The sequence below is a fragment of the Bacteroides sp. 1_1_14 genome, from assembly GCF_000162515.1.
Taxonomy (GTDB): Bacteria; Bacteroidota; Bacteroidia; order Bacteroidales; family Bacteroidaceae; genus Bacteroides; species Bacteroides thetaiotaomicron.
Map to the genome: position 1 here is coordinate 231,973 of NZ_GG774702.1, position 25,659 is coordinate 257,631.

At 40.0% G+C, this 25,659-nt stretch carries 22 protein-coding genes; 16 read left to right on the forward strand and 6 right to left on the reverse strand.

Annotated features, from left to right (window positions below; all coding sequences use genetic code 11):
* Positions 1-188 precede the first annotated feature (188 nt).
* The 13 genes from HMPREF9007_RS23355 (at position 189) to HMPREF9007_RS23295 (ending at position 15,802) form a co-directional block, all read left to right on the forward strand.
* Positions 189-2,084: a helicase-related protein gene (locus HMPREF9007_RS23355; RefSeq protein WP_128567764.1), complete on the forward strand. Its 1,896-nt coding sequence runs from the start codon at positions 189-191 to the stop codon at positions 2,082-2,084.
* Between the two features lie 498 nt (positions 2,085-2,582).
* Positions 2,583-4,370, forward strand: a complete 1,788-nt coding sequence (locus HMPREF9007_RS23350; protein ID WP_032850030.1) for a tetratricopeptide repeat protein — start codon at positions 2,583-2,585, stop codon at positions 4,368-4,370.
* 130 nt (positions 4,371-4,500) lie between these two features.
* Complete coding sequence (locus tag HMPREF9007_RS23345) at positions 4,501-4,911, forward strand: DUF3244 domain-containing protein (protein WP_008759688.1); 411 nt, start codon at positions 4,501-4,503, stop codon at positions 4,909-4,911.
* A 14-nt stretch (positions 4,912-4,925) separates the two neighbouring features.
* The gene (locus tag HMPREF9007_RS23340) at positions 4,926-6,200 is read left to right on the forward strand and encodes a C10 family peptidase (protein WP_008759689.1); all 1,275 of its coding nucleotides are present in this window, start codon (positions 4,926-4,928) and stop codon (positions 6,198-6,200) included.
* Between the two features lie 56 nt (positions 6,201-6,256).
* Complete coding sequence (locus HMPREF9007_RS23335) at positions 6,257-7,666, forward strand: C10 family peptidase (protein WP_008759690.1); 1,410 nt, start codon at positions 6,257-6,259, stop codon at positions 7,664-7,666.
* Positions 7,667-7,670: 4 nt separating this feature from the next.
* Positions 7,671-8,069 (forward strand): hypothetical protein, encoded by a 399-nt coding sequence (locus HMPREF9007_RS23330; RefSeq protein WP_008759691.1) that lies wholly within the window; start codon positions 7,671-7,673, stop codon positions 8,067-8,069.
* A 12-nt stretch (positions 8,070-8,081) separates the two neighbouring features.
* Positions 8,082-9,467: a C10 family peptidase gene (locus HMPREF9007_RS23325; protein ID WP_008759692.1), complete on the forward strand. Its 1,386-nt coding sequence runs from the start codon at positions 8,082-8,084 to the stop codon at positions 9,465-9,467.
* Positions 9,468-9,664: 197 nt separating this feature from the next.
* The gene (locus HMPREF9007_RS23320) at positions 9,665-10,627 is read left to right on the forward strand and encodes a stage II sporulation protein M (RefSeq protein ID WP_008759693.1); all 963 of its coding nucleotides are present in this window, start codon (positions 9,665-9,667) and stop codon (positions 10,625-10,627) included.
* Entirely contained in the window at positions 10,608-11,540 is a 933-nt protein-coding gene (locus HMPREF9007_RS23315; protein WP_008759694.1) for a hypothetical protein, read from the forward strand. The genes HMPREF9007_RS23320 and HMPREF9007_RS23315 overlap by 20 nt, the downstream gene beginning before the upstream one ends.
* A gap of 20 nt (positions 11,541-11,560) precedes the next feature.
* The gene (locus HMPREF9007_RS23310; protein WP_008759695.1) at positions 11,561-12,175 is read left to right on the forward strand and encodes a DUF4129 domain-containing protein; all 615 of its coding nucleotides are present in this window, start codon (positions 11,561-11,563) and stop codon (positions 12,173-12,175) included.
* Positions 12,172-13,446, forward strand: coding sequence for a DUF4350 domain-containing protein (locus HMPREF9007_RS23305; RefSeq protein ID WP_008759696.1), 1,275 nt, complete (start codon positions 12,172-12,174; stop codon positions 13,444-13,446). Before HMPREF9007_RS23310 ends, HMPREF9007_RS23305 begins: the two co-directional genes overlap by 4 nt.
* 11 nt (positions 13,447-13,457) lie before the next feature.
* On the forward strand, positions 13,458-14,432 hold the full coding sequence (locus HMPREF9007_RS23300) for a MoxR family ATPase (protein ID WP_008759697.1): 975 nt from the start codon (positions 13,458-13,460) through the stop codon (positions 14,430-14,432).
* A 59-nt stretch (positions 14,433-14,491) separates the two neighbouring features.
* Positions 14,492-15,802: a DUF58 domain-containing protein gene (locus HMPREF9007_RS23295; protein WP_008759698.1), complete on the forward strand. Its 1,311-nt coding sequence runs from the start codon at positions 14,492-14,494 to the stop codon at positions 15,800-15,802.
* Here the strand turns inward: HMPREF9007_RS23295 and HMPREF9007_RS23290 are convergent.
* The 6 genes from HMPREF9007_RS23290 to HMPREF9007_RS23265 form a co-directional block, all read right to left on the reverse strand.
* Complete coding sequence (locus HMPREF9007_RS23290) at positions 15,797-16,174, reverse strand: HepT-like ribonuclease domain-containing protein (RefSeq protein ID WP_008759699.1); 378 nt, start codon at positions 16,172-16,174, stop codon at positions 15,797-15,799. The genes HMPREF9007_RS23295 and HMPREF9007_RS23290 overlap by 6 nt on opposite strands.
* The gene (locus HMPREF9007_RS23285; RefSeq protein WP_008759700.1) at positions 16,158-16,451 is read right to left on the reverse strand and encodes a nucleotidyltransferase family protein; all 294 of its coding nucleotides are present in this window, start codon (positions 16,449-16,451) and stop codon (positions 16,158-16,160) included. Before HMPREF9007_RS23285 ends, HMPREF9007_RS23290 begins: the two co-directional genes overlap by 17 nt.
* A 75-nt stretch (positions 16,452-16,526) precedes the next feature.
* Positions 16,527-16,751, reverse strand: a complete 225-nt coding sequence (locus HMPREF9007_RS23280) for an immunity 17 family protein (protein ID WP_008759701.1) — start codon at positions 16,749-16,751, stop codon at positions 16,527-16,529.
* Positions 16,748-17,161 (reverse strand): tRNA (adenosine(37)-N6)-threonylcarbamoyltransferase complex ATPase subunit type 1 TsaE, encoded by a 414-nt coding sequence (tsaE, locus tag HMPREF9007_RS23275; RefSeq protein ID WP_008759702.1) that lies wholly within the window; start codon positions 17,159-17,161, stop codon positions 16,748-16,750. The genes HMPREF9007_RS23280 and tsaE overlap by 4 nt, the downstream gene beginning before the upstream one ends.
* A gap of 14 nt (positions 17,162-17,175) precedes the next feature.
* The gene (locus tag HMPREF9007_RS23270) at positions 17,176-17,985 is read right to left on the reverse strand and encodes a metal ABC transporter permease (protein WP_008759703.1); all 810 of its coding nucleotides are present in this window, start codon (positions 17,983-17,985) and stop codon (positions 17,176-17,178) included.
* A 116-nt stretch (positions 17,986-18,101) separates the two neighbouring features.
* On the reverse strand, positions 18,102-18,527 hold the full coding sequence (locus HMPREF9007_RS23265; protein ID WP_008759704.1) for a hypothetical protein: 426 nt from the start codon (positions 18,525-18,527) through the stop codon (positions 18,102-18,104).
* Positions 18,528-18,862: 335 nt separating this feature from the next.
* Between HMPREF9007_RS23265 and HMPREF9007_RS23260 the strand changes: the two genes are divergently transcribed.
* The 3 genes from HMPREF9007_RS23260 to HMPREF9007_RS23250 all read left to right on the forward strand — a co-directional run bounded on the left by HMPREF9007_RS23260 (position 18,863) and on the right by HMPREF9007_RS23250 (position 25,648).
* The gene (locus tag HMPREF9007_RS23260) at positions 18,863-21,436 is read left to right on the forward strand and encodes a hypothetical protein (RefSeq protein ID WP_128567765.1); all 2,574 of its coding nucleotides are present in this window, start codon (positions 18,863-18,865) and stop codon (positions 21,434-21,436) included.
* Between the two features lie 134 nt (positions 21,437-21,570).
* The gene (locus tag HMPREF9007_RS23255) at positions 21,571-22,635 is read left to right on the forward strand and encodes a LamG domain-containing protein (protein ID WP_016268641.1); all 1,065 of its coding nucleotides are present in this window, start codon (positions 21,571-21,573) and stop codon (positions 22,633-22,635) included.
* Between the two features lie 22 nt (positions 22,636-22,657).
* Positions 22,658-25,648: a TonB-dependent receptor gene (locus HMPREF9007_RS23250; protein WP_008759707.1), complete on the forward strand. Its 2,991-nt coding sequence runs from the start codon at positions 22,658-22,660 to the stop codon at positions 25,646-25,648.
* The last annotated feature ends 11 nt before the right edge of the window (positions 25,649-25,659 follow it).

Sequence of the window (25,659 nt, forward strand, 5' to 3'; positions counted from 1 at the left end):
GTGATTTTTGTTGATATTTGCAAGTTATTTTTCTGTTATTTTTAGCTTAGAATTGACCAGTTCAAATGGAATAAAGAGTGCTTTAAATTATACGCTTCGTTTTGTGAAATGAACTTTTCATTTTGAAACGCGCGAACATTTCGATTTGCGGATTATAGACGTTTCTGATATACGAGATTGTAAGGAAAATGAGGTATATAAATGTAGCATTTATATTCCCAACAATCTCACTACTCTCAGAAAATTTGTTCAAGATTCATGTGTTACCGGCGTATGGATGGATAAAAGAAAATTATACCATCCATACACTTAGTGATGCAGAAGCGATGGGCAAACGAAACCTTTTTATTTTTACTCCTGAACGATTTTTATCATTTTTGGATAAGAATAAAGCTGTGACGTTGGATTTTGTATTTGTGGATGAAGTATATAAGTTGGATAACGACTTCATTATAGACGAAGTACCACAAGAAAATGAGCGAGATGTAGCTTACAGAATTGCTTTACATGAGTTATTGAAAAGTGAAAATACTGATTCTCTACTTGCAGGTCCATATATTATGTTTCCGGGTGAAGATGATATAAACAATCAATCCTCGTTTAGGGCATTCCTTGATTGGTATGATTTTAATCTTGTTGATTACAATCTCTATGATATAGTAAATAAAGAAGAAGTCATAGTCAATACAGCTCTGAATATAAAGGTGGATGACACATTCCATTTGACATTTACAGAGAAGACAAAAACTGCTCGTGTTGTTCAGTTAGTGAAGCAACTAATAAATCGAAGCGAAAATGCTATTATCTATTGTAATCAAAAGTATTTGACAGAAAAATGGGCTAAAGAACTTCTTAATGGAAATATCGGTTTAGAGGACATTGACAATGAAAGAGTTATTAGGTTGACAAAACACATAGAAAGTCTATTTGCAGATAGTAAAGGGATGCAGTGGATTGTGACAAAAGCACTGAAAAAAGGAATAGGAATACATCACGGTTTAGTACCAAAGTACATGCAACAAGAAATCATATCGTTGTTTAATGATAACATTCTGAAAATTCTCATTTGTACTACTACTATTACAGAGGGCGTAAATACAACGGCTAAGAATATGATAGTATTATCTGGGAAAAAAGGAACTAAGGAGTTGAAAAAGTTTGATGCACAAAATATTGAGGGGAGAGCAGGCCGTTTTATGCAACATTACAAAGGAAGGGTTTTTATCTTAGACAAAGAGTTCTCAAAGCATATGAAAGAAGAGAGCGAACTACTACAGCATAAACTTTTCGATAAAAATGTCGATAAAAAGGATGTGGACCTTGTGCTTACTGAATACGCTTATCTTACAGAAAAGCAAGTCGCAAGGCGGGAACAGCTTGATGGAATGAAAGAGAGCGGGATAATGCCCAAAGCTTGTTTTGAGGAGTTTAGAACCGTATCTTATGATGACAAAATCTATTTATACAACACGATTACACGTTTTTCGGCATCGGACAGAGAAAAGATTAAGGAATTAATAAGACGTTTTGTAGGTCAGCATAAACCATTTTATCCCGGGCTTGAACTTATATGTCAAAGTATCCGCCCTATCATTAAGACTGAGAATTTACGATTTTATGTAGAAAATGGGGATAAACAGCGAGATAACTGTTATCTCGTAGATATGATTTCTGCATTCATATCGAAAGGCTTTGCTGGCTCTGCAAATTATTACATCAAGAAAGAACAAAATGTAGATAAAGGAATTCGAAAGGCTGCAGAATTTGTATTCAATACGCTTCGCTATCAAGTGGTTAAATATTTTGGCTTGTTTAATTTGCTATATAAACAGTTTGAGGCGACAAGGAATAATGTAAATGTTGATGAAATTAGTGGCATTGAGGCTTTGTTGCTTAGACTAGAATATAGCGCAGATACACAACTGGGAAGACGAGCAAGCGACATCGGTGCATCTTTTAATGTAGTGAAATACTATGATGCGAAAGAGAAGAATATAAACAACCAAAGGGGCATTGAGCAACTCTATAACCAGTTAGATGACTTTGAAAAATATAATGTGTCAAAAATAGACTTGATATTATAACATATAGAGAATCTGAGAAAAGAAAAATTATCTGAAAACCTGTAAAAGCACCTCTATGGCATAAGTACGAAAGAAATGGGCTTTGTATGATCACTCTAAACTATTGTTTAGGCGTGAGACAAAGCTCTTTTCTCCGCTTATGCGGTAGTCGGAATACATTTGTTCAAAACCCGTTTTGAGCGATGGTGTTCCAACGGATAAAACCGCTTTTACGGAAAATTTTATGTATAAAGAAAAAAGCTGGAGATTTATTTCAATATCTCCCACTAAATAGCTACTTTTGCATAGGAAGAGTTCTTTGAAGGTTACGCAATGCGCAGAAAGATAATGCAGTAGATAACTAACTAAATCGTAACCTATTACTATCAAGAGCAATTAACCTGCGCTCATTTCCAATAAATTACACTCTTTTCGTAACTTCAGAAAGCAAATATATCATAATTCTTTTATTTTTGCTTCTGCTCTCAAACAAAACTTATTCGAAATCTATTAAAAGTGATGAATGTAAACTATGTCTATGGAATCATCTTCCTGTTTTTAACATCTTGCCTTTCTCCCACAGATAGGGTAATTCCTTCTTTATTGCGTGCAGATTCTTTGATAGAAGTTGGATGTGCAGATAGTGCATTGAGTTTATTGGAACGTATGAATCTTGCTGAGTTGTCTTCTATACAGTCTAGAGCTAGATATGCCCTATTGTTAACACAAGCCAAAGATCAGAACTATGTTACTCACACGGATGATTCGCTAATTCGTGTCGCTGTAGATTATTATGACACTTCCGATGATATTACCCTAAGGGCAAAAGCTCATTATTATCTTGGACGAGTTTGTCAAGACAGAGGTGATATTGAAGGAACTGTACGTGAATTTTTGGTGGCAATGCCTTTGGCTGAGAAAGCGGAAAATTATGATTTAAATATTCTATTGAAAAGTAATTTGGGTTTATTATTCTGGCGGCATGGGTTGCAAGAGGAGGCTGATTCTCTTTATAGACAGGCTGTTGAATTGGCTGAAGCACATCATGATTCATTGCGTTTAGCCGTAGTGCTAGTACATTGTGCAGATATTTGCATGGAGCGAGGAGAAGAATATTATACAGATGCGGAAAAATATTTAAAACGGGCTCTAAAGCTAGTGAAAGATACAGATAAACAACATATTGAGGAGCTTGTGTTTAGTTCTCTTAGTTATCTTCTGGAATATCAAGGGAAATCACGCGAAGCTATATTGTATGCAAATAAAGGTATGCGGTTGGTATTAGACAGCTCTGAGAGATATGGTTACTATCTAGTTATCGGGAGTGCTTATTTGCAATTGGAACAATATGATTCAGCCTTTGTTTATTTGAATAGAGGCATACCTTCTGATAATTATTATGCAAAAACAAATGCATACATGAAACTATCGGAAATGGCGATGAGGTTGGGAAAACAAAATGAAGCATTGGAGTACGAAACTTTATATACTATATATAAGGATTCCATGAAATTAGTAGAGCAACCGGTTGAGGTAGTTTCTTCTTTAAAGGATGTGTTATATCGTCAATCAACGGAACGCTATGAATCCTTTTTGACCCGGTATCGTTTTTGTCTATTGTTATTTGTCCTATTGTTTATTATTACGATTTATTTCTTTTTGCAGAGGCGTAGAAAAAGGAAGAAAGAAATAGCACGATTGGTTGACAAACGTCAATTGTTGTATAAAAGTATAGAGGCTATCAAGAAAGAGTTGGAGGAAAAAAAACTAGAAATAAAAGAAATACAGCAACATTGTGAATGTTTAGAGTCGGATGTTAACTCCAAAGTGCAATTAGATAGTTGTCTTAATGAACTATTAGAACAATACCATTCAATGCAAGAAGATTTAGAACGCCGGCTTGTAGAAAGAGATGAGGAAGTAAGGCGATTGAGAAATCTGAATCTGAAATTTATATTAATGTCTTCTCCTATTTATCAAATGTTGATAGCATTGTGTGAGTATAATAAACTTAACCCTGATGGAATGAAGAAGATTACTAATGATGAATGGGTAATTTTATTGCATGAAATAGATATGGCATCTTTGGGATTTGTAGAAAGATTAAGCACTGAATATGAGTATTTATTGGAGGAAGATATTCGTTTTTGTTGCTTAGTTAGGTTGGATTTTAAATATGCCGATATTGCCTATCTTTGGGGATGCACTTCTGCTGCTGTATATAAAAGAAGTTGGTCTGTATTGGAAAAGATGGGTTTAAATAAAGATAAGAAAGTAAAATTGGTTGATATATTACGCAAAGTCTAAGCTTTGTGTATTATTATTTGAGTTTTATGCAATACAACGCATTCTTTGCATTCGTTAACATAATGGTATAATACTTTTCTTAAGCTTACTGCTCATATTTACAGCGTTAAACATCAAATATGAACAGTATATGAAAAAACTACTATTTTTATTATTCCTAGGTATTTTCTTTTCGGATCTAATACTAGGAAATTCTCCAAATTGTAATATAAGAGGTTGCAATATGGAATTGAGTTGTTCTTCTAGAAAAATAATTTTAAAAGGAAAGGGTAGTAAACCAGGTGAAACGACTCGAATACCAGCTATCTACCCAGTTGAAGCATCTATAAATAACAATGTATTGTGCCTCGACTTTTTTTCAAAAGTACCTAGTGTGACAGTTTCCGTAATTAATTTGGATACTAATGAGACAGTGTATCTAAATACTTTCATAAATCCTGTAAGTCTGATTACTTTAGACCTGAATTTGGTGGAAGGAACTGCTTACCGCTTAGAACTTTTGTCTAAAGATTATGATTTATCGGGGGATTTTGAACTTTAATTAACTATAATATTATGAGAAAAATATTTATACAATTTTATTTGTTAGTCGTGCTTATTATTATCGCCTCGTGTAGTAACGAGAATATAATAGATGCAGAACGGAATGCAATTAAACAAGTAGATCCTAATGCGTTATCTGAAAATGAAGTTATTTCTATTGTAGAATCCTTTCAAAAGTCTATCAAATCTAAGACAGATACGAGAGGCGAAATAACAGAAAATCCAATTTTTGCTATTAGTGAGAAATATTTAATATCGTCTCGAAATTCAGAAATTACCCGTTCGTTGCCTAATGATGTAAAAGCTTTAGTTTATGAAGTTGAAATAAGGAATAGATATGAACAAGGGAAAGCTATTGTATCTGGTGATAGAAGATTCCCAAAGGTATTGGCGTATATACCTTCCTATAATGACTCCATTTTTGCAACGCAGATAGGAGCAAACGCTATGATTCAAATGTCGAAGAATGCATTATTAGACGAAATAGCCAATAATAGTGAGGCAATTACACGCTCTAGGCCTATTACTGATTTAGATGGCCAGGTTTGGATGATGATTGAACCTTTCTGTACTACAGAATGGGGACAGAAAGAACCATATAGTTGGAAGTTTGTAAATACTTGGGTTGAAATACCTATGGATATTTCTCGTAAAATATGTACATGGGAAAGACGCCCAGTAGGACTTACCAACACTGCAATAGCCCAAATTATGGCCTCCTTAGAGCCTGAATTAACTTGTGAAGGGATATCAATGGACTGGAGTTATTTAAAAGAAAGTAAAAGTATTAGTTATGATGATCCTTATGAGAAATGGAATATGGTTGCATCTTTATTTAAATATGTATATGATAGTACATCTTCTTCTCCAGTTTGGGGAACTGCCTATACTGATGTATGGCCGGACTCAGAATCTAAATTAGTGTCTTGCATTACTGCAATATCAACTCCATTATCTAATGTGTATAAATATCTAAATTCAGGAAGTGGAATAACCAATTGTGGTAATATTCAAAAATGGAGTATAGAAACAGTTAAAAATTCTGTTATTAAAATATGTCCTGTTTTGGTAGAATGTAATGGAAGTGCTTTTATAGTGGATGGTTATGCAATGACAAAGAACGAATCTTCTAGCAGTAATGCATATTTTCATTGTAATTTTGGAAAGACAGGTAATTCTGATGGTTATTATTTGGTAAACAATGATGGAAGCATTTCATTTGAGACTGGTGGTAATACCTATTGGGATACGCAATTAAGTGTTATACCTGATATAAGAAAAAGATAACATTGATTTATTATTGTACAGATTACATATTCAATTGAAACTTAAAAATATTTATTATGAAATTAAAGTATTATTTTTTGTTTTTCGTATTGTCGTTATTAGCTTCATGTAATGATGAAGAAGGTTTGGATTTACATAATAAGCCGATAGAATCTAACTCAATTGTATTATCTCCGGATGAATACATTAGTATTGCTTATGATAATCCAAGAGTAATAACTCCTGATGAGGCAAAGCAACTTGCATTAGATTTTGGGGTTAACAGAGTGCAGACGAGAGGTAATGAAAATATTGTTGTGAAGTTTCGCTCTTCTTTTAATATTGAAGAAAAGGGCAGCAATGCGGTAACAAGATCGGTTACAGACAAATCAATTCTTCTTCCTGTCTATGAAATGGAAATAGTCAGTGATGCAGGGAAAGGACTTGCTTATGTTTCTGCTGATGAGCGTGTGGCAAAGGTTATGGCTTATTTGCCCAAGGTAAATCTTGAGGATACAGCTAAAATTATTGGTGCGAAGGCTATGCTTGGTTTGTCAGAACAAAGCTTGTTAGAGGAGGCCAAACATTATGAAAAAATGAAATTGGAATTTAGAGATGAAACATTAAAAAGAATATCGAAAGAGCTCAATGTTGCAGCCGTAAATTTTAATGAGATCAAAGATAGGATTCTTGTCGAGGATTGTCTAGATTCACGTGCAACCCCTCAAGATCCTGCTGGCAATGCTATTGGGTGGGCTGGTTTTTTTTGTATGGCGACAAATTGGGATCAAGAACCTGTATATAATGATTTATTAGAGAAAGCATATTGTGCACCAAATGTTGGGAAGGAACCTGTATATAAAGCTGTTCCTGCGGGTTGTTCGGTTGTTGCCATGGCACAAATTATGGCTTCACTTGAACCAAACTTAACTATCGATGGTATAAAAATAGATTGGGAAGCATTGAAAGCACAGCCGCAGATACTAATGCCGCTACCCTGGAAGCCAAATCAGGGATCACCTGAGATTGTTAGAACTATGGTTGCTAAATTATTTAAACATATTTATGACCTTTCTGGTACTCATCCAGAATATGACAAAACAACAAATTGGGTAACAGGTTCTGGTACATCTGGACCTCAAACTAGGGATTTTCTTAGAAGATATTTTACAACAGGAGATTTGATAAATGGTTGGGATGGTAATGCTGCATTTTTGTCTTTACAGAAAGCTAAACTGGTATGGGTTGGCGTTTCAGATGCTTCTAAAAAAGCTTCTCATGCTTTTGTGATAGATGGATTTGCTTATTGGAGACCTCAAACGAGATATTTGGTTAAAAACTTTGATTTTTATTTCCGTGCGAATATGGGATGGGCTGGGTCTTATGATGGCTTCTATTTAGTTAATAAAGATATGTCGATATCTTTTGAAGCTGGAGGCTATGAATTAAACACAGGCTTTAATATGATCTGTGATATTATATTGTAAAAGAATGAAGTATATTATTCTGATTTTTCTTCTTGCTATTGTTAGTTGTAATGATGCAGAAGATGATGAAATATATATCAATGATTTTCCCCACAGGATATCAGAGCCTCCATTATTAGATAATAAAGGTGATACTGCTTTTATTATTATGACTCCTGCGGAAGGATGGAGATTGCATGCTGCTGGGACTGTTGTGAATAAGGATTCTATTGCTCTCAATGTAAAAATGACCCATACTTTTTTGCTTGAAGAAGATTGGTTTTCAATAAAAAAAGAACAGGAGGATTCGGTGATGACAGTAATTGTAGACGAAAATACATCTGGTGATATTAGGGAGATAATCTTATGGCTTTCTTATATTGGCTCATCAATGAGCACATATACAATAAAGCAAAATCCATAAATTATATAACTTATGAAATTGAAATACTATTTTTTGTTAGTTATCCTTGCTTTATTTACTTCATGTAGTAATGAACTAGGTATGCAAGATAATCTGAATGATTCTAAAATTTTATTATCTTCAGATGAGTATATTAGCATTGCTTATGATAATCCTGGAATAATTACTTCAGAAGAGGCTAAGCAACTTGTTTTGGACTTTAATCCAACAGGATTACAGACTAGAAATAATAATGTAAAAATTATGGCTATTTCTACATATAATGTATCTAGTTCTTCTGGATTAAAAACAAGAGTCGGTTCAACTAATCTTACTACTATTCCTGTTTATAAAATTGAATTTTTAAGTGATGAGGGGAAAGGTGTGGCTTATGTTCCTGCTGATGAACGTTTTGCAAAGATAATGGCTTATTTGCCTAAAACAGATTTAAAAGACTCTGTTAAATATGTAGATTCTAAGTCTATGCTCTATTTATCAGAATTGAGTCTGTTGGAAGATGCCAAATATTATGAAAAGGTAAAATCAAAACTGAGAGCTAAAACATTAGCGAAAATAGCAAAAACTTTAAACGTGAAGGCTGTGAGGTATGATGAGATTCAAGATATAATTATAGTAAAGGATGAGATTCTATCCCGTTCTGGACCAACATTTCCTGTTGGAAATCCGATAGGTTTTGCTGGTCTGTACTGTAGTAGTACAGAGTGGAATCAAGACGCACCATATAATGATTTGCTACAGAAAGAAAATTGTGATCTTTATGATACAGGCTCACCTACTTACGAGGCTGTCCCTGCTGGTTGTGCTGTTATTTCAATAGCACAGATTATGGCTTCTTTAGAACCTGACTTAACGGTTGATGGTCTGAAAATTGATTGGAATATCTTGAAAGCACAAAAACAAATTATTGCTCCTTCATCTTGGCAAACTCCTTCCTCTGAAACAACTAGAGAAATGGTTGCTAAATTGATAAAATATATCTATATAGCAACTAATACACAGCCTGTTAGAAATTCAAGTGGTTATGTTACTGGGTCTGGTACTTATTCTTCTGATACATCTAGCTTTTTCTATCGTTTTTTTTCAACTAGTGGTCTTAAAAATGGTTGGGATGGTAATGCTGCATTTCAATCTTTACAACTAGCTAAGTTGGTATGGGTAGCTGCAACCTCTAATCGTGGGGGAAGCCATGCTTTTATTTTAGATGGTTTTGCATACTGGAGACCCCAAACAAGATATTTGGTTAAAAACTTTGATTTCTATTTCCATACGAATATGGGTTGGGGAGGATATTACGATGGCTTTTATTTAGTAAATAAAGACCTCTCTATTACTTTTGATACATCTAATGGAAGTTATGATAGGAACTTTTCTATGATTTACAATATCATAAATAAATAAACTGGGGCTTAGGTCTGTTTTGAGCAGCAAAGGCTGATTTATAGTCTTTGTTGCTCTTTTTATTGAATATTTAAATAATAATCGTAGATTCTGCCATTCTTGGTTAAACATTTTTAGATTTAAGTTGCAAATATATCATAATTCTTTTACTTTTGCTTCCGGTTTCGGACAAAACTTATCCGAAATCTCTGAAAAGCATGAAGGAAGTTACGTTTATCCGTCGGAACATTGAAAAATGGAAAGGGACCGAAAAGGTGGTGGAACAGGCTGCAAACCTGTCCCCTGACCAACTTGCCGACGCCTATACGGAACTGACTGCCGACCTGGCTTTTGCACAGACCCATTTCCCGACTTCCCGCATTACCATTTATTTGAATAATCTCGCTTCAGCCCTGCATAATGAAATCTATCGGAGCAAGCGTGAGAAATGGACACGCATTATCACTTTCTGGACACGGGAAGTGCCGCAGACCATGCATGATGCGCGGCGTGAGTTACTGATCTCTTTTATCATCTTTGCCGTCAGTGCGTTGATCGGGGCAGTATCTGCCGCCAATGATCAGGAGTTTGTGCGTTTGATAATGGGCAACCAGTATGTAGATATGACATTGGACAATATTGCCAGAGGTGAGCCGATGGCAGTATACAACGGTTCTCCCGAAGCTCCGATGTTTTTGGGCATTACAATCAATAATATAAGAGTGTCCTTCCTGTGTTTTGCCGCGGGGATACTGACCAGTTTTGGTACGGGGCTTATACTTCTTCAGAATGGAATTATGCTCGGTTCATTTCAGATGTTCTTTTATCAGCACGACCTGCTTTGGGAGTCGGCACTTGCCGTCTGGCTGCACGGAACTCTTGAAATATGGGCGATCATCGTAGCCGGTGCTGCCGGACTTGCTTTGGGCAACAGCTGGCTGTTTCCCGGCACCTATTCGAGACTCGAATCTTTCCGCAGAGGAGCGAAAAGAGGGCTGAAGATTGTAATCGGTACGGTGCCCGTGTTTATCATGGCGGGATTTATCGAAGGCTTTATCACCCGTCACACCGAACTTCCGGATATGCTGAGGCTCGGCATCATCCTTACATCCCTTGCATTTATCATCTTTTACTATATTTATTTACCAAATAGAAAAAAACATGGAATCACAGAAACCTAAGGTTGCAATGTACGTGAAACGTTCTTTCGGTGATAAGTTGAACGCTTCTTTTGACTTCATAAAAGAGAATTGGAAAATACTGTTGAAGTTTACGACTTATCTGCTTTTACCTGTAAGCCTTATTCAGGCGTTAAGTCTGAACGGACTGATGGGAGGAGCGTTTGCCATGACTGCTATGTCCAAGACTGCGACGGTGCCTGATACTGCATCTTTATTGGGATTTATGTCCTATTACGGTCTGTATATGATTGTATTTATGATAGGCAGTATTTTGCTGACCTCCATGATCTATGCATTGATTCGTACCTATAATGAACGTGAAGAACGCTTGGAGGGAATCACGTTGGGTATTTTGAAGCCTTTATTGTTCCGCAATATCAAGAGACTGCTTGTAATGACCCTTTTCTCCATCTTAGTCATGCTTTTCGTGGGGCTTGTGGTAGGTCTGCTGGCGTTTCTGTCACTGTTCACCTTGTTTCTGACCATTCCGCTTCTTATCGCTTTTGTAGTGCCGCTTGCATTATGGGCACCTATCTACCTGTTTGAAGATATTACAGTGATGGAGTCTTTCAAAAAGACATTCCGGCTGGGCTTTGCCACTTGGGGAGGCGTCTTCTTGATATCTCTGATCATGGGATTTATAGCTAATGTATTGCAGGGAGTGACTATGATGCCGTGGTATATCGCTACGCTGGTGAAATATTTCTTCTCATTAAGTGATGTCGGAAGCGAGACGACAGTATCGGCAGGATATAGCTTTATCCTTTATCTGCTTGGTATTGTACAGGCATTCGGCGCTTATCTTTCCATGATTTTCACTTTTGTCGGAATGGCCTACCAGTACGGTCACGCTTCCGAAGTGGTAGATAGTGTAACTGTAGAGAGCGATATTGATAATTTCGATAAACTCTAAACATATATAATTCAGAATAGATGCTGACATCTCCGGCTGATACATTGGTTTGCGACACCGTGCAGATTGCCAAATGGCAATCCGAATCGGCGTATGACTACAATCGTGAACTGATAACTCCTGAAATCAATATCTTTGAATGGTTTCGCAGGCAGTTTGGGGAATTGTTGCGGAAGATATTCGGCAGCCGTTTTGCCGAAGAGTATTCTGAACTTATATTAATATGTCTGGCCATTATTGTTCTGCTCCTGATTATATGGTTTGTTTATAAGAAGCGTCCGGAGTTATTCATGCGTTCGCCCAAGAATAAACTGCCTTATGAAGTGGGAGAAGATACGATTTACGGTGTGGATTTTTCGGGAGGGATTGCCGATGCGCTTTCCCGTTCCGATTATCGGGAGGCGGTGCGTCTGCTTTATTTGCAGACATTGAAACGGCTTAGCGACGAGAAACGCATTGACTGGCAGCCTTATAAAACACCGACACAGTATATCAATGAAGTACGGATACCCGTTTTCCGTCAGTTGACCAATCATTTCCTGAGGGTTCGTTACGGTAACTTTGAGGCAACGGAAGAACTGTTCAATTCCATGAAATCCTTGCAGGAAGAAATAGGGAAAGGAGGGGGCTCATGAGGGGAAGCCGCTGGTTTATCTTCTTTGTCCTTGCTTTTCTGCTGCTGATGTTTGCTATAGAATATCATCTGCCGAAGAAATTTGTATGGGTGCCTACCTTTAGCCATTACGATGAGCAGCCTTTCGGATGCGCTGTGTTCGACAGTCTGCTGACTGTTTCACTGCCTTCGGGATATACACTGTCCCGAAAGACTTTTTATCAGATGGAACAGGAAGATACTGTTCACAATAAAGGAATACTGCTGATTGCCACTAATTTACCTTTCGGACGGGTGGATATAGAAGCCTTGCTCAAAATGGCGGATCGGGGAAATAAGATCATGCTGGTAAGCAGTTCTTTTACCAAGATTTTGGAGGATACGCTGAAGTTTGATTGTACTTATTCTTATTTCAGGTCGGTCGATCTGAAAAAATATGCCGCTTCGTTATTAAAGCGGGACAGTATTTATTGGATCGGTGATCCGGAAGTTTATTCACGGCAGGTGTTCCGTTTTTATCCGCAGTTCTGCAAGTCCTATTTCCGCCGTTATGATTCGCTGCCGGTACGTAAACTGGCGGAGGTCAATCTGGCAAGCGATATGGGGCACGCATTGGATGAACTGGATTCTACGACCGTTTCCCGCAATTATCATCCGTTGGTGGCTATGGTGCGTCCGTGGGGAAAGGGTGAAATCATTCTGGTTTCTACTCCTTTGCTTTTTACCAATTATGGAGTGCTGGATGAGAAAAATGCGACTTACATATTCCGCATCCTGTCGCAGATGGGAGAGTTGCCTATTGTCCGCACCGAAGGATATATGAAGGAGACTGCACAGACGCAGCGATCTCCTTTGCGTTATTTTCTGTCGCAAAGGCCGCTTCGCTGGGCGATCTATCTGTCGATGTTCGCTATCTTGCTCTTTATGGTGTTTACAGCACGGAGGCGGCAACGGGCAATACCTGTCATACAGGAACCGGAAAACAAATCCCTTGAATTTACCAAGTTGATAGGCACGCTTTATTATCAGAAGAATGACCATGCCAATCTGGTTCATAAGAAGTTCACCTACTTTGCGGAAGTGCTGAGAAGAGAAATTCAGGTAGATGTGGAGGAAGTAGCAGACGATGAACGTTCTTTCCATCGGATCGCTCAGAAGACGGGGATGGAGGTGGAAGAAATCAGCAGGTTAATCCGCGAAATCAGACCGGTGATTTATGGAGGACGTGTTCTTTCCGGCGAAGAAATGAAGGGATTTATTGATAAAATGAATGAAATAATCAATCATATTTAAAGAAGATATTTATGGAAGAGAATATAGAACAACGAGTGGATTTAACTCTCTTTTCCGAGAAGATACAGGAATTGAAGGATCAGATTGCTTCCGTTATTGTTGGTCAGGAACAGACGGTGGACTTAGTGCTGGCAGCCATCCTTGCCAATGGTCACGTATTGATAGAAGGCGTGCCGGGAGTTGCAAAGACATTGCTTGCCCGATTGACGGCTCGTCTGATCGATGCGGACTTCAGCCGTATCCAGTTTACGCCGGACCTGATGCCGAGCGACGTATTGGGTACCACTGTGTTCAATATGAAAACCAATGATTTTGACTTTCATCAGGGACCGATCTTTGCCGATATCGTATTGGTGGACGAGATCAACCGTGCTCCTGCCAAAACGCAGGCTGCCTTGTTCGAGGTGATGGAAGAGCGTCAGATAAGCATTGACGGCATTACTCATAAGATGGGTGAGCTCTATACCATCCTTGCCACACAGAACCCTGTGGAACAGGAAGGAACTTATAAACTTCCCGAAGCGCAGCTCGACCGCTTTCTGATGAAAATAACGATGGACTATCCTTCGCTGGAAGAAGAAGTGGATATTCTGGAACGTCACCATACGAACACTTCATTAATCAGGCTGGACGATATCAAGCCTGCTATCACTAAAGAAGAACTTCTGTCACTGCGTGCCTTCATGAATCAGGTATTTGTAGACCGTACGCTGCTCCAATACATTGCATTGATTGTGCAGCAGACGCGTACCAGCAAAGCTGTATATCTTGGCGCTTCTCCGCGTGCATCAGTTGCAATGTTGCAAGCCTCCAAGGCGTATGCCCTTTTGCAGGGACGTGACTTCGTGACACCGGAAGATATTAAGTTCGTTGCTCCGTATGTGCTTCAGCATCGTCTGATCCTGACGGCGGAAGCGGAAATGGAAGGATATTCTCCGGTAAAGGTTACGCAACGTCTGATTGATAAAGTAGAGGTCCCCAAATAAGAACCGAATCTCTATAATTCGTAACTCAAAACTTAAAACTCAAAACTCAGAACCCGAAATTGTACTTAACCCGTCGTTTCTATATTGCCCTTATTCTGGTTATCCTCTTATTGGGTAGCGGATATCTGTTTGCTCCGTTTTTTTTTATCGGGCAGTGGGCGCTTTTTGCCTTATTCGTGTTGGTATCGGCAGACGGATATATTCTCTACCGTACCCAGGGGATTCAGGCATTCCGTCGATGTTCCGACCGTTTCTCCAATGGCGATGACAATGAAGTGAGCATTCGTGTCGAAAGTACTTATTCGCGTCCTCTCTCTCTGGAGATCATAGATGAAATACCTTTTATCTTCCAGAATCGGGATGTCTGTTTCCGGACCACCCTTCAGCCGAACGAGGGGAAAACAATCAGTTACCATCTTCGTCCGACCCGTCGCGGAGTATATTCTTTCGGGCAAATCCGTGTATTTGTGACCGACAAGATCGGGCTGCTTTCCCGTCGGTACACTTGTGGACAGCCGCAGGATATCAAGGTATATCCTTCCTATCTGATGCTTCACCGATACGAATTGCTGGCAATGAGTGATAACCTTACCGAACTGGGTATCAAGCGTATCCGCCGGGTAGGCCATCAAACGGAATTTGAGCAGATCAAGGAATATGTAAAAGGAGACGACTACCGGACTATCAACTGGAAAGCGAGTGCCCGCCGGCATGAGCTGATGGTAAATGTCTATCAGGACGAACGCTCTCAGCAGATTTACAGTGTGATAGATAAAGGCAGGGTGATGCAGCAGGCTTTTCGGGGAATGACTTTGCTCGATTATGCGATTAATGCTTCACTGGTGCTCTCGTATGTGGCGATGCGGAAGGAGGATAAAGCGGGGCTGGTGACTTTTGATGAGCATTTTGATACCTTCGTTCCGGCTTCCAAGCAGCCCGGACATATGCAGACGCTGCTTGAAAAACTGTATAGCCAGCAGACTACTTTCGGTGAAACGGACTTCTCGGCTCTTTGTGTGCATCTGAACAAGCACGTCAATAAACGTAGCTTTTTGGTTCTGTATACCAACTTTGCCAGTATCAGCAGCATGAATCGCCAGTTGGCTTACTTGCAGCAGCTCAACCGTCAACATCGTTTGCTGGTGGTTTTCTTTGAGGATGCTGACTTAAAAGCGTACATCGAAAGTCCGGCGAGGGATACGGAAGATTATTACCGGCACGTGATTGCCGAAAAGTTTGCTTTTGAGAAGCGACTGATCGTTTCTACATTAAAGCAGCATGGCATTTACTCTCTGCTGACGACACCCGAAAATCTGTCGATTGACGTAATCAATAAATATCTGGAGATGAAATCACGGCAACTGCTATGATAAGTCTTTAATAATATTTTCTACTGTTTCTTTTAAAGGAGGAAGGTGCTTTGTTATGACTACCCATATAATCTCATAGTCAATGTTGGCATATTCATGGGAAATAATATTTCTGAGTCCAATAACTTTTGCCCATGGAACTTGTGGATAATCTTTGAAAAATGATCTTTGGGTTTTATCATCAATAGCCTTAATTGTTTCTCCGATTACCTGTATTCGCATGATGCAGGCATCCAAAACAGTCATTCCCCAAGGGGATAACAAGAAATCGTCTACATTCTGTATATTCTTGCATCTGTCTTCAATGATAGAGATTGATTCTGATAATTGAAGAAACTTATCTAGAATTTCCTCTTTAAGCGTAGATTCCATCTTTTTCTATTCTTTGGGATATGAGTGAACGAAGGTTTTTGCGTAAACGGAGGAGATCTATTTTGCAATTACAGATATGCTCCAGTTCTTCTTTAATATCGAACATCACGAAAGGATCGGGTTCTTTCAATTCTACGAAAACATCTAAATCACTTCCTTCGTGTTGTTCACCACGGGCCACAGAACCAAAGATACCGATAGAAATAATCCCATATTTCTCGGCACACTGTTGCTTGAATTGGCGGATTTTTGTAAGGTATTCATTCGTTGTTTTCATAATTACATACTCCTTTCTCTACAAAAATAGTAAAAAACGGGAAGATAACAAGCGCATTTCTTTGAAAATAGCTTATTATAGAATTGCCTTCCGTGTTTCTATAAAGAAGAATACAGCCATTCCTATTATAATGACTCCCAGTATGCCGTAAAAGAGCCGTGCTCTGCCGCGGCCTACATTCCGAACGATTGTCTGGGCATTGCGTGTGGTGAAGAACCAGTTCCAGTTCAGTAAGGAAGCTAGCAGGGAAGTGATTCCCGCTAGCGCAAAAATTCCTTGTACGATGTATTGTCCGGTCATAGTCTGATCACTCTGCTTCCGTCTTCCAGTTCTTCAATCGTCACTTTTACGGCATCTCCCGGCAGTAATTCTTCTACCAGTTCCGGCCATTCGATAAAGCAAAGGGCGCCGCTGTAGAAATAATCTTCGTATCCCATGTCATATACTTCACTTAGCTTTTTGATGCGGTAAAAATCGAAGTGATAAATCAATTCTCCGGTTTCGTCCGAACGATATTCGTTAACGATAGCGAAAGTAGGAGAACTGATAACGTCTGATACACCTAATTCCTCGCAAAGAGCTTTGACGAAGGTCGTTTTGCCGGCTCCCATTTTACCATATAAAGCGAAAACGGTGTTATCACCCATAGCAGCGATAAATTCCCGGGCTGCCTCATGGATACTTTCCAGTGATTGAATCTTGATTTCCATATACTATTCTATTATTATGACTGTTTCTTGCAACAACTCTTTCCGATCTTGCAAACGGCATAAATCAGGATAGAGAAGAATATAATCGAAGCGCCCGAAGGGACTTTCCAGTGGTAAGAAATAAACAGACCGCCCAGACAGCCCAGAAAACCGATACCGATGGACAGCCAGATGATTTTCTTGAAACTGTAGGTAAAGAGGTTGGCCGTCATTTGCGGAATGGTGAGTAGCGATATTGCGAGAACGATGCCTACCATACGCAGACAAGCGACGATGGTCAACGCAATAAACATCATCAGCACATATTCGAATATCTCTACCGGAATCTTTTGCGAACGGGCAAACTCGCGGTCGAATGCAATATATACGATAGGACGGATAAACAGATAAAAGAAGCCGGTTAATATCAGAGCCAATATGCCCAGCATCCACAAGTCCGCCTGATTGATGGTCAGGATATTACCGAAAAGATAAGCTGACAAGTCCGGAGCAAATCCCGGTGACAGGAAACTGAACATGATTCCCAAAGCCATTCCCAGCGTCCAGAATACGGCAATCGCAGAATCTTCGCGCATATCTTTCCGCCGGCTCAGCCACTCGACACCGAAGGCGGACAATACAGAGAAGACGGCGGCTGACAGTATGGGAGAAATTCCCGCAAACAGTCCCAGTCCTATCCCTCCGAAAGAGGCGTGTGTGATTCCTCCACTGATAAATACCAGACGGCGGGTAACAATGTAAGTACCGATAATCCCGCAGGCAATGCTTGCCAGTAAGCTGCCCAGCAAAGCGTGTTGGAAGAATGTATATCGAAGTAGATCCACTTTTTAATTAAAGATTAAAGATTGAAAATTAAAAATCAAAGCAAGAATAATGCCGTCCATCAATAAAAATAACTTCAGCGCCCTCCTAATACTTATTACTTAATACCTATTACTTATTACCTCTCCCCCTTCCTTCTCTCTCCGATAATCAGAAAGACTTCATCTTTGAGGTCATCCGGCAACTCGATACCCCGTAGTTGCAAACTACGTACCCAGCCTGCGACATCAATGTCCTGCATGGTATATAACACATCCCTGAATTGGTTTGTTTCTTCGTCAGTATACGCATTTGCTTCCTTTCCGATGAACTGATCCAGTTCTTCGTCATCGTAATATTCAATTTTTTTGCTTACGGCGGCAAGCAAACTATCTTTCTCGCACACTTCGTGTTGTCCGCAGCATTCTATATCTGCTTCTTTCACTTCCGGCATACGGTCCAGTTCACCTTTTTCTATTTTCTGTTGCAGTCTTTTGTTGCGGATATAACCGGCTATCAATGCGATGATACCTAGCAACACCAAATTTATAATAAGTATCCACATAGTCTGTACTGATTCAATTTTCTGCAAAGTTACTTATTAATTTGCATTCTATCATGGATGGTATCTATTTCTTTTCTTACTTTTGCACGTTGCTAACTTAAATATATATTAGACGATGAAGCATAAGAAGTGGTTGACTGTCTTATTTATACACGGTAACAAGAGAAGATATCAGGTAAGTCTATGGGCGGAAGAAAATGGCTGGGTGATAGAAAAAGGTGCGGATTAAAGAAAGAAACAGCCGGAACTGTAGGGTACCGACAAAGGTGATTTTCATCTGCTTAGGCGGTTATTTAAAATAATCCTGTATATTTGTGATAATAAATCGAAAGACTATGATACGACGTAGGCTTTGCCTCTTATTCCTACTGACTGGAATGACTCTGTTTGCTTATTCGCAAGGATTGTTGTTTCAGGCTAATGATAAAGAAATTAAAGAAAGGACTTCTCTTCAGATATTTCAGGAAGGGGAGATACCTTGTTTTACGAAAAACTTTCAGTTGAGCTTTGAACTTTCTATTCGCGATTTTGATACTTTTGGATATGTTTTTCTGCTGAAGGAAGATCAGGGGAAAACTAAATATAGCTTTACGTATACTTATCTGGATGGTGAGAACAGTACATTCAAGTTTAATACCGACGGAAAAGAGAATCATTATTCTTTAAATCTGCGCAATGATGCACTGGCTTATCAATGGATTCCTGTGTCTTTTGCATTCGATTTGCAACAGGACGTACTTACGATTCGTATCGGAGATAACGAAAAGAAGATTACTTCTTTAGGATTGAAAGATACTTTTTGTCCGCACCTCTTCTTCGGACGTTATGATTATATTTTGGATATGCCCACTTTTGCCATCCGCAATCTGAAGCTGGAAGGTGATAGAAGTCATTCATATACTTTCCCTCTGAATGAAAATGAAGGGGAAGAAGTGCATACTTCTACAGGGAAGGTTTTGGGTACGGTTGTCAATCCGGTGTGGCTCATCAACGGTTCTTATCATTGGGAGAAACTTTTTGAGTATTCTTTTCAGACTCCTTCGGGAATCACTTTTGAGCCGGACAGTCAGCGACTGATTATTTTCAGCCAGGATTCACTTCTTACTTATAATCTGTTGAAACGTCAGCCACAAAAGTATTCTTATAGCAACAAACTACCCGTAAAATTGCAGTTGGCTACTCACTTCATGAATACAACGGATGGTAAACTTTATGTTTATGAATTGAATAACCTGCCGTTGGGGGATGCTACGGTAGCGGCGCTCGATCTGAATAATCAGGAGTGGAAACAGACCGGAGTAGCAGCCTTGCCGGTACAGTTGCACCATCATGACGGCTTTTGGGATGAAACAACCGGGAAGTATCTCGTTTTTGGTGGTTTTGGTAATAAGCGTTTTAATAATACATTCCTCGAATATGATATCGAGGGCGACTGTTGGGATACCCTTTCTTATTCCGGCGACCGGATTATCCCCCGTTATTTCTCGGGTATGGCAGTCAATAAGAACCGGGAGCATATCTATGTCTTTGGCGGGATGGGAAATGAATCGGGTGAGCAGAGTGTAGGCCGAAATTATCTTCATGATCTTTATCTGCTTGACAGAAAGCAGCAGTCTGTGCGATGTTTGTGGCAGAACGTTTCGGATCATCGTTTGGTCGTCGCCCGTGATATGATACTGACCCCTGATGAGAAGTATATCTATGCTCTGTGTTATCCGGAATATCTTTCGGATACCTATCTGCAACTTTATCGCTTGACGGTTGATGATGGAACGATGAAAGCTTTGGGAGATTCCATTCCGATGCGTTCGGAAGAGATTATGACGAATGCTAACCTTTACTATAATTCATTGACGCATGAGTATTACTGTACGACCACGGAATTTGACAAGAAGGGACATACGGTGATTCGGACTTATGTGCTGTCCGCCCCTCCGGTTTCTCTGGATGAAATCCGTTCTTACGGTTCCAGGTCTTCTCTGGAGATTCGTTGGTTATGGATAATGGCAGGAATAGGAGTATTATTGCTTGCCGGAGGTGTGCTGTTTGTCAGGAAAAAGAGGGGAAAACAAAGAAATGCGGTTCTGGAATCATCTTCTGTGCTCATGTCACCACCTGTCGGGAGAGAACCGGATAAAAGTGTACAGGGAAAAGAAACGCTTGCAAAAGAAGATTTTGAGTCATCCCTCGTTCGTCCGAATGCAGTTTATTTATTTGGTCCTTTTACGGTAATTGACCGGAATGGGCGGGATATTACTCATTTGTTCAGTTCCCGTTTACGGCAGGTTTTCATCTATATCTTGCTTCATAGTACTCATAATGGAGTATTATCCGCCTCCTTAAATGAGGTCTTCTGGCCCGATAAACCCGACGACAAGGTGAAAAACCTGAAAGGGGTAACGATCAATCAGATTCGTAAAAATCTGGCTGAACTGGATGGAGTGGAACTTGTACACGACAAGGGATATTTCAGACTGGTGTTTACTGACTGTTATTGTGATTATTTCCGTTTTCGCACCTTGAAGAATGCTGAAGAGGTCGAGAATGAACTCGGCATTTTATTAATGCGTGGCAAATTCCTTGATGGTATGGATGCAGGGATGATGGATCACTTCAAGCAAAAAGTAGAAGAGTTCTTGTCTTCCTTCCTGCCATTGGAAATCGAACGTCTGTATCAGCAGCATAAGTATGATGCCGTCATTCGTTTCTGTAATGTGCTTTTCCGGGTTGATCCGGTTAATGAGCTGGCACTGGCTTATGGTATGCATGCCCTTAACCATACAGGTTCGTCACAAGAAGCGATTCTGCAATATTCCCTGTTTGTGCGTGAGTACAGGCAAATGATGAATGAAGAATATTCGACTTCCTATGCAGAACTGATGAGCAAAAATCCTCCTTTTCATCGATAAAAACATTTCGGTTAATGATATTTATTCGCTTATTAATCCGTTATTAACCCATCACTAATAAGTTGTTTAACCTTGCTACATTATGTTTGCAGCGATGTTATTTACTTATTGTTTTATTTAAAAACCTAATACGTATGAAAACAAGATTCTTTATGAAACTTTGTTTATTCAGTTTGTTGGTTTGGTGTGTCAGCTCGTGCAAGAGCGATAACGGCGATTCAGTGCGGCCTATTGCACTTGAATGCATGTACACGCATCTGACCGACATGACAAACATGCTTGATACCGCAAAGATCGGTACAAGTGACGGTACTTTCCCATTGGCAAATGCCCAGAACCTGCAAAAAGCTGTCGAAGAACTGCAAACAGGTATTTCTAAAGGTATGGCTGGCTACTTTGTTCTACAGTATGAAATAGATAACTACTGTATAGCCGCCGAAAAAGCGATTGCCGAATTTCAGGATTCCTATCAACAGACATTGCAACCGGGTACGCCTGCCGAATTAAAGGTATTCGGTATTGACGGTAAAGGGCGTATTGAATTTGGTTCCGATCCTGCTTATGGTGGTGGTAATACTTTCACCGTAGAAAGCTGGGTGAAGTATGATGCCGGTTTCTTTGAGTCGGGAATTGGAAGTTTCCTCTCTACTTTTGACGGTAAGCAGCCGAATGAAGGATGGATGATCAACTTCTTAGGCTCTAATCTTCGTACAACGATCGGTATGGGACCACAGGAAGGCCGTGTACTGGAAGAAGGCCGCGCTTATCCTGATAATTTTGGCAAATGGAATCATGTCGTGACGGTGTGGGATAATACTTTGCCTGAAGGACAGCTGAAAATGTATGTCAATGGTGAATTATTCTTCAGTAAGACAAATGATGTGAAGAATGATGCCGGAGTATTACAGAATTATATGCCTAACACCCGTAACCAGAATATGTGGGCATTCCAGGAACCGACTGACAATTCACGCTGTATGACCGGATTTATTAAGAAATTCCGCATGTGGAGTACTGCGAAATCGGCGAATGAGGTAAAAACGCTGATGAACTCGGATGTGACGGGAACAGAAAGCGGACTGGTATGTGCGTGGGACTTCACGACAGTGGCCGAAGACGTTACCAACATTCCGGATAAGACAGGAAAACACGTTGCGAAAATTGTAGGTAACTACAAATGGTTTAAAGTTGAGAACTAACCTTAATAAACAGACGAAGAGTATGAAAAATAATACGATAAAAATAAAGGCTTTCCTCTGCCTGCTGCTTCTGACGTGCGGATGGGTAAGTGTGCAGGCACAGCAGGTGCTTACAGTGAAAGGTGTGGTAGTAGACGCTTTAAAAGAACCGTTGCCCGGAGCCAGCGTTCAGGTGGTAGGAATGTCTACCGGTACGGTGACTGACTTGGATGGTAATTTTAGTCTTCAGGTTCCGAAAGGAAAAACGATTGCTGTTTCTTTTATAGGATACGTGACACAGGAACTGACTGTAAATCAGAATCAGTCGAACCTTACCATTCAGTTGAAAGATGATTCCAAGCAGTTGAATGAAGTAGTCGTTATCGGTTATGGTACGGTAGAAAAGAAAGATTTGACAGGTTCTATCCAATCCGTTACCAGCAAGGAATTAAGTAAACTGGTGACTACCGATGTCACTGAAACACTGAACGGACGTGTCGGTGGTGTACTCGTGAATAAGACTTCCAACCGTCCCGGTTCGGATACGAAAATAGAGATTCGGGGTATCAACTCGTTCAATTTCTCGAATGAACCTTTATACGTGATCGACGGAGTACCTTCTCAAACGGGAATGCGTCATCTGAACTCTGCCGATATTGAATCTATCGACATCTTGAAAGATGCGTCTTCCAGTGCAATCTACGGTTCGCGGGGTGCAAACGGGGTGGTGATTATCACTACCAAAGGAGCTAACAAGCGTCAGGGCTTTAATATCGACTATTCGGGTTACGTTGGTTTCAAGACTCCTACCCGTATTCCTGAAATGATTGGTAACATGGGCAATGGACTGGAATATGTAGACTATCGCACCGCTTTGTGGAAAAAGAAGTATGGTGATGCTTCACTGAGCCGTCCGGACTTTCTGACTGATGACGAGAAACGCCGTATCAAACATGGTGAATACTATGACTGGTTGCGTGAACTGTCGCAGAATGCATTGACTACCAGTCATTCTGTTTCCGCTACCGGAGGTACGGATAAACTATCTTTCTCATTCGGCTTGGGATACTTGAAGGATGACGGTATGGTAGGCGATGAAAGTTTTGAACGTATTACTGCCAATATCGGATTGGAATATCGCTTCTCTGATAAGTTCAAAACAGGGATTAACAGCTATGTTTCTCTGAATAACACGAATGAAGGAGCCAATGATGCTTTGATTAATGCATATTTCCTGCCGCCTACGGTCAGCCCATACGATAAAGACGGAAGCTACCTGTTTAATTGCCAGCCGACTTCCAGCAAGATTAATCCATTTGTTCAGATTGAAAATAATAAAAGAGAGAAAGAAGCAAACTATACCAATTTCTCCGGTTATCTGGAATATCAGCCGATTAAAGGACTGAGCTTTAAATCACAGATTGCAGTTCAATATGATTCGGATGTTTACGGAGAATGGGTAGGTACGATGACACAAGCCAAAGGAGGTCTCAATGCACCGGAAGCTTACCGGAAAGAAGGACGGAATATGAACTGGGTATGGGACAATATCATTACTTATGATAAAATCTGGAAGAATATTCATCGTCTGAATGCTATCGGTTTGTATAGCGTACAGAAAGAAACTCATAAGGGTTCCGAAATGCGTGGTGACGGTCTGCCTTACAACTCGGACTGGCATGCGATCGAAACAGCCGAGGAAATTCGTGATGTGAAGAGTTACTATTGGGAGTCATCCATGCTTTCTTTCATGGGACGTGTCAACTATACGTTGATGGATCGGTACTTGTTTACTGTAACAGGGCGATATGACGGAACTTCCCGTCTGGCTACCGGCAATCAGTGGGGATTTATGCCGTCGGCAGCTGTCGGCTGGCAGATGAAGAATGAGAATTTCCTGAAAAACGTAGACTGGCTGAATAGTCTGAAACTCCGCGTCAGCTGGGGTAAATCGGGAAACAACAGTATTGACCATGATATTACCTGGACAAAGCTGGACCTGACTCATTATATCTATGGAGGTAAAGGTGAAAATGCTTTCGGATTAGGCGACCGCAAAGGTAACAAAGATCTTCGTTGGGAGATGACCTCGGAGTGGAACTACGGTATTGATTTCGGCTTCCTGAATAACCGTATCAACGGTACGATTGATGTGTATAACCGTACTACGAAAGATTTGATTTTCGCCCGTTCGGTAGGTAACCTCAACGGTTATGGCTCTATCCTTGAGAATATAGGAACGTCCTCCAATAAAGGGGTGGAAATAGGTCTGAACACGGTGAACATCTCAAAGAAGGACTTCACATGGAAGACAAATATGACTTTCTCTCTGAACCGTAATAAGATTGTAGACCTCTACGGTGATAAAAAGGATGACTTGGCTAACCGTTGGTTCATCGGTCAGCCGATGAAAGTGATCTATGATTTGGAAAAGGTAGGAATCTGGCAGACGGAAGACAAGGAACTGGCTGCTAAATATGGACAAGTACCGGGACATATCCGTGTAGCTGATCTGGACGAGAACTATGTGATTGATGAACGTGACTATAAAGTACTCGGCTCTCCGTCACCCGACTGGACAGCGGGTATGACCAATACCTTTACTTACAAGAACTGGGATTTGTCTTTCTATATGTATGCACGTATCGGTGGTACCTACAATGATGATTTCACTTATATGTTTACCGCATGGGATAATGAACACTGGAACAAGCTGAATGTGAAGTACTGGACTCCGGAAAACCACAGTAATGAATACCAGCAGATCGGTGCGCAATCCTACCATACTCAGGTATTAGGTAAGATTTCCGGTTCGTTCCTGAAAATACAGAATATTACGTTGGGATATACCCTTCCGGAAAACTGGATGAAGAAGATGAAGATGAAAAATGCACGTGCTTACATCAATGTGCAGAATCCGTTTACTTTCACCGACTATCTCGGTCCGGATCCCGAAACGATTGGTGAAGACGTATACAAGTCTTTGTCACTTTATCCGATGACGTTTACTTTTGGAGTGAATTTAACCTTCTAAATACTTGAAAC